The 855-nt window shown below is 39.9% G+C and carries 1 pseudogene; it reads right to left on the reverse strand.

The annotated features are described in order from the left end of the window. Window positions 1-855 (reverse strand): annotated as a pseudogene (locus V7024_RS24395) (IS200/IS605 family accessory protein TnpB-related protein); the annotation flags it as partial.

Consider the following 855-nt stretch of genomic DNA (forward strand, 5'->3'; position numbering starts at 1 on the left):
CCGTTTTTGAGAGCGTAGTGTCCAGCTTCTCCAGCACAATCGGCTTGTTCTTTCGGACAGCCAATTCGACAAGACGAATGGCTTCTGCTTCTAGGATTTTTGTAATGGCACCGGAACATTCCTCCTCCAAAGAAAAAGAAAGAATGCCACTTTCGAGATAGTTTCCATCTCTTGAAACATTGATCCAGGCCAAATGATCATAGTTACAATCCACTCCAATGACACCGTCACTTGTACTGAAATTAATGTAGGAATTGGTTTCTACATCTACCCTACATTTGATGAGGTAATACGCTCCGTAGTCTTCGATCGCCCAAGAGATAGGCTGACCATACTTCTTTTTTTGTTTACACGCGATTTGTGTTTCTATTACATAGTTGACAATGTCTTGACCATACGGAAACATCACGAACGGGAAAGTCAACACGTTTCCACAAATAGAAGTAAAAGAGAGTTCTTGTTTTTCCATGTTGTATTGAAACACAAAGTTACCATAGCCAGCATCTTTGCGGCCGGAAATCATCATCTGTTTGTTTCGGGCGGCAGAGAAAAGGGTTTTCCATCCTTCATGATGGGTTACAAATTCTTCTTTTGTAAACTGAGATCGAAACAATTTTTTTGTGCCAAATACAGCACTTGGAACATATTTTTGCAGCTTTTCTTTCTTTTGTTGCAGGCGATCGAATCGGTTCTTCAACCGACCAATTTTTGCTTTTATGTTCTTGATTTTCTGATCCAAATAGCCATGTTCAAAAGAATAGAAGGTTAGCCAAATCATCGTTTTCTTTGAAAGAGAAAGGGAGACAATCCCGCTTGGTTGGATGGTAAAAGAAGTGTTTTTAGGAAATGTCGGTT

It is taken from the genome of Bacillus sp. JJ864, from assembly GCF_036963045.1.
GTDB lineage: Bacteria > Bacillota > Bacilli > Bacillales > Bacillaceae_G > Bacillus_A > Bacillus_A pseudomycoides_C.